The 4,029-nt window shown below is 64.6% G+C and carries 4 protein-coding genes and 1 pseudogene; 3 read left to right on the top strand and 2 right to left on the bottom strand.

The genetic code is table 11. The annotated features are described in order from the left end of the window. On the top strand, positions 1-208 hold a 208-nt coding region (locus tag AC1D12_RS26970), incomplete at its 5' end, for a hypothetical protein (protein ID WP_477844085.1). A gap of 84 nt (positions 209-292) precedes the next feature. On the opposite strand, the gene AC1D12_RS26975 is transcribed toward AC1D12_RS26970, so the two are convergent. Further along, a complete protein-coding gene (locus AC1D12_RS26975) occupies positions 293-1,888 on the bottom strand; it encodes a GMC family oxidoreductase (RefSeq protein WP_477844087.1) in 1,596 nt (531 codons plus the stop codon). A 203-nt stretch (positions 1,889-2,091) separates the two neighbouring features. Between AC1D12_RS26975 and AC1D12_RS26980 the strand changes: the two genes are divergently transcribed. Then, on the top strand, positions 2,092-3,147 hold the full coding sequence (locus AC1D12_RS26980) for a MerR family transcriptional regulator (protein ID WP_477844088.1): 1,056 nt from the start codon (positions 2,092-2,094) through the stop codon (positions 3,145-3,147). Positions 3,148-3,160: 13 nt separating this feature from the next. On the opposite strand, the gene AC1D12_RS26985 is transcribed toward AC1D12_RS26980, so the two are convergent. Beyond that, a complete protein-coding gene (locus AC1D12_RS26985; protein WP_465112650.1) occupies positions 3,161-3,685 on the bottom strand; it encodes an Lrp/AsnC family transcriptional regulator in 525 nt (174 codons plus the stop codon). A 138-nt stretch (positions 3,686-3,823) separates the two neighbouring features. Here AC1D12_RS26985 and AC1D12_RS26990 point away from each other — a divergent pair. Next, a pseudogene (locus AC1D12_RS26990) lies at positions 3,824-4,029 on the top strand (1-aminocyclopropane-1-carboxylate deaminase); the annotation flags it as partial.

Genomic DNA, 4,029 nt, shown 5'->3' on the forward strand with positions numbered 1-4,029 from the left:
GGCGGTTGCCGCAGCGGCGACGATGAGCTTGCGAAATGTGATGTTCATGGTGAGGTTCCTTGACGGTCGAAGAGGGTTGAGTGGATTCGCGAATCGTTTCGAAATGGTAGAGAAGACGGCGGTTAACGTGGTTGCAATTTCAGCCGCCGTAACTTGCTCTTTGAATTCGAATCTTTCCAGATCGTCTACAAAAAATTCTGTTGAATGAGTATTCACGCAATAAACGATCGCCTGTCGGGGCGCGGATTCGAAAGGGCATTGCACGGGGCGAAGACGCTTCGCCCGCTCTTGTTCAGATGCCGCAGGTCGCGCGGATCTCTTCGACGGCACGCTCACCGATCACGACGCAAGGCGCCATGGTGTTGCCGCTGGTGACGTGCGGCATGACGGATGCGTCAGCAATGCGCAGCCCCTGTACGCCATGGACTTTCAGGGAACCATCGACCACCGACATCTCGTCGCGGCCCATCTTCGCCGTACAGGACTGGTGCCAATACGTCACGGCCGCATTGCGTGCGTAGTTCTCCAGGTCCTTCCCGGCGAGCCTGCCCGGCAGGCTCTCGCGCTTGACGAGGCCCTTGAACGCGGACTGCGAGCCCAGGTCCTGCACCAACCGGATGTTCTCGAGGGCGCTTCGCAGATCATCCGGGTCCGACAGCGTGTTGGGCTGGATGACCGGGTTGTCCATCGGGCCGGCGCCCGACAGGGTGATGCGGCCGCGGCTCTTCGGATGCGCGAGGCCCGCGAACATCGTCCAGCCATGCGCCGGCACGCCGAGCGGCGCGGTCTCCGCGCTCGGGACGGGGAATTCCACCTGGCAATGGAACATGTCCGGCAGGCGCAACGAACTGTCGCTCGACCAGTAGAGCGTCGCTTCCGAACCGCCGTGGCCGACCTGCTGAGGGTGCTCGTACGCGAAGATGACGGCGAACGAGACATGGTCCTGGTGGTTGGCACCCACGCCGGGCAGATGCTGGACGAGCGGAATGCCGTGACGGCGCAATTCGTCCTGCGGGCCGATCCCCGATTGCATCAGGACCTTGGGCGTGTTGACGGCGCCGAGCGACAGGACGACTTCGCGGTCGGCGGTGAAGCGTTCGGTGCGTCCGTCGCGGATGACCTCGACGCCGGTGACGCGTTTGCCCTCGAACACCAGGCGGCTGACCAGCGTGTGGGTCAGCACCGTCAGGTTGGCCTGGCCGCGGCGGGGGTGAACGTAGGCCCGGTAGATGGAATTCCGCCGTCCGTCCTTGATGATGAGGTCGTTGATGGCAGCACCGCCGCGGCCTTCCATCATCGCGCCGTTGGGGTTCTCGAAGGCAGGGATGCCGATCTGCCGCGCAGCATCGATCAGCGCGCTCGCCACCGGTTGAGGGTGGCGGGCGGGGGAGACGTGAACCGGGCCGCCCACGCCTCGCCGCTTCGCATCCGGGGTGCCGCCGTAGTTCTCCACCCGCTGGTAGATCTTCAGCACGGATTCATAGCCCCAGGCCGGATTCCCGCTGGCCTCGGCGAAGTCCTCCCAGTCGTTCATGTGGCCGCGCGCCCAGAGCATCACGTTGATGCTCGAGCCGCCGCCCAGGACACGCCCCATGTTCAGCGGGATCTGCCGGTTGTTGAGATGCGGGTTGGGCGCGCCGCTGAAGTTCCAGTCTCGCTCGGAGCCGAGGTTCAGCGGCCAGTTTCCAGGCTGCTGCACGTCGAGGACCTCGTCATCACCCCCGGCCTCGATGAGCAGGACCCGCACGTCCGGGTTCTCGGCCAGCCGACCCGCGACCACGCAGCCGGCCGTGCCGGCGCCGCACACGATGAAATCGAAGTGGCTGTCAGGGATCCTGCCATCGGAGGAAACAGGCGTGGCGTGCGGTTGGCTGGAGTTCAAGGTCATGGTCATGTCCGGTGAAGGGGTGGTTGCGAGTGCGACGCTGGCTGCGCGCGGCGCGGAGTATGTTTCAAATCTATCAAATAACGCAAATTTGATAGAATTACCGACACGAACCCTGGGTTGATCGGGGGTCCTCTGCGCTGGCTTAAGCTCTGCGCCTTGCCTGTGACGCTGCCGTCCCCATCGATCCCGCCACCCCACCCTCCATGGAAGACGACGTCCTGACCACGACGGAAGCGGCCAAGCTTCTGGGCATCTCGGTTCGCACCACGCAACTCCTGATCGAGGGGGGCGGACTTCCGTCATGGAAGACGCCGGGCGGCCATCGCCGGGTCCATCGCTCCGACGTAGAAGCGCTGTTGCCGGGCAGCAGGCCTCAAGGGCGCGCGCACTCCGCAACGGTGCTCGTGGTCACGAACGAAAGCCGTCGGCCACGGTTCGAGGCCGTGCTCGAGCGGGTCGGGCATGTGTCCCCTCAGTTCCAGATGAGCACCTGGTCCGCGGCTGCGGCCGTCGCGGGGCGCCTTCCTGCCGCCGTCGTCGTCGACCTGGAGGCCTGGGGAAGCCAGGGCCTCGGGCTGCTGGAGACGCTGGCGAACGACGGCCGCTTCAAGGATGCGGAGCTCGTTGCCATCGCGCCCTCCGCGCGGCGCGGCGCATCGGCGCCGGCGGTACGCGTGCGCGAGATTTCGCTCGACCATCTGGAGGACCTGCTGACGAAGCTTGCGCAGGACGAGGGTCCGGCCATCGACATCGCCAGCAGCGGATTCCCGGTCGTTCCGAACGAGGGCAGCCGGCTGCAGGCCGTGCAACGCTCACRCCTTGTCGACACCCCTTCAGAAGCGCCATTCGACAGGGTGACGTGGCTCGCGGCGAATGACCTGAAGAGCCCCATCGCGCTGATGACGATCCTGACCGCAGAGCGCCAGTGGTTCAAATCGCGGCAAGGACTGGAGATGCCCGACACCCCGAGAAGCTGGGCCTTCTGCAACCACACCGTGCTGCAGCGGGACGTCCTGGAGATCAGGAACCTGGCGAAGCACGAGAGCTTCACCGGCAACCCGGCCGTGGCGGGCGCGCCGCACTTCCGGTTCTATGCCGGTGCGCCGGTCTACGACCCGGATGGATTCGCGCTGGGTTCCATCTGCGTCATCGACTACCGCCCGCGGCAACTGGACAGGACCCAGCGCAAGACCTTGCTGGAGCTTGCCGCGATCGCGTCCGACGCGGTGAAGCTGCGCGGGATCCAGGCGAAGCGCTAGTCGTGGGCGGCAATCAGATCGGAATCTGCGTCGTCGACAACACCTGCTTGAGCCCGATGAACGAGCGCACCTGGCGCACGCCGGGCAGTTGCAGCAGTTGCTCGGCATGCAGGCGGTTGAAGCTTTCGTTGTCGCGGGTTCGCACGATCATGAAGTAGTCGAACTCGCCGGTGATGACATGGCACTCCATGCATCCGGACACCTTGGCGACCGCCTTCTCGAACTTCGCGAACGAGTCGGGCGTCGACCGGTCGAGCACCACGCCGATCATCACGGTCATCCCCGCATCGAGCGCCCGCGGGCTCAGCAGCGCGACGATGCCGGTGATCAAGCCCAGCTTCTTCAACCGGTCGACGCGACGCAGGCAGGCGGGCGCACTCAGGTTCACCATGCGAGCCAGCGCGACGTTCGATATCGACGCATCTCGCTGAAGCGCCCGAAGAATCAACTTGTCGGTGCGGTCGAGATCGGCGGCCGGCCCCGGGGCCTGGACCGGGTTGGCAGCGCCCTTGGTCGATCGAATCTTTGTTGCGTTCATTCTTCTTCCTGCGCAAGTAAATCAGGTAGTGGCGACCCATTGACCATCAATGGTGCTTCGAGGCGACCTCATTTGCAACCCTGTGAACGGCCATTGTTCCTACGATGTCGGCACGTCGAACTTCACCGGACTCCGGCCATGAACCTGAATCGCTTCCCACGCCACGCGCTGACCTTCGGTCCTTCGCCCATTCACCCCCTGAAGCGGCTGAGTGCGCATCTCGGTGGAAAGGTCGAACTGTTTCCCAAACGGGAGGACTGCAACAGCGGCCTGGCGTTCGGTGGCAACAAGACCCGCAAGCTCGAATACCTGATCCCCGAAGCACTCGCAGAACAGTGCGACAC

The organism is Rhizobacter sp. P1_G5, assembly GCF_056405435.1.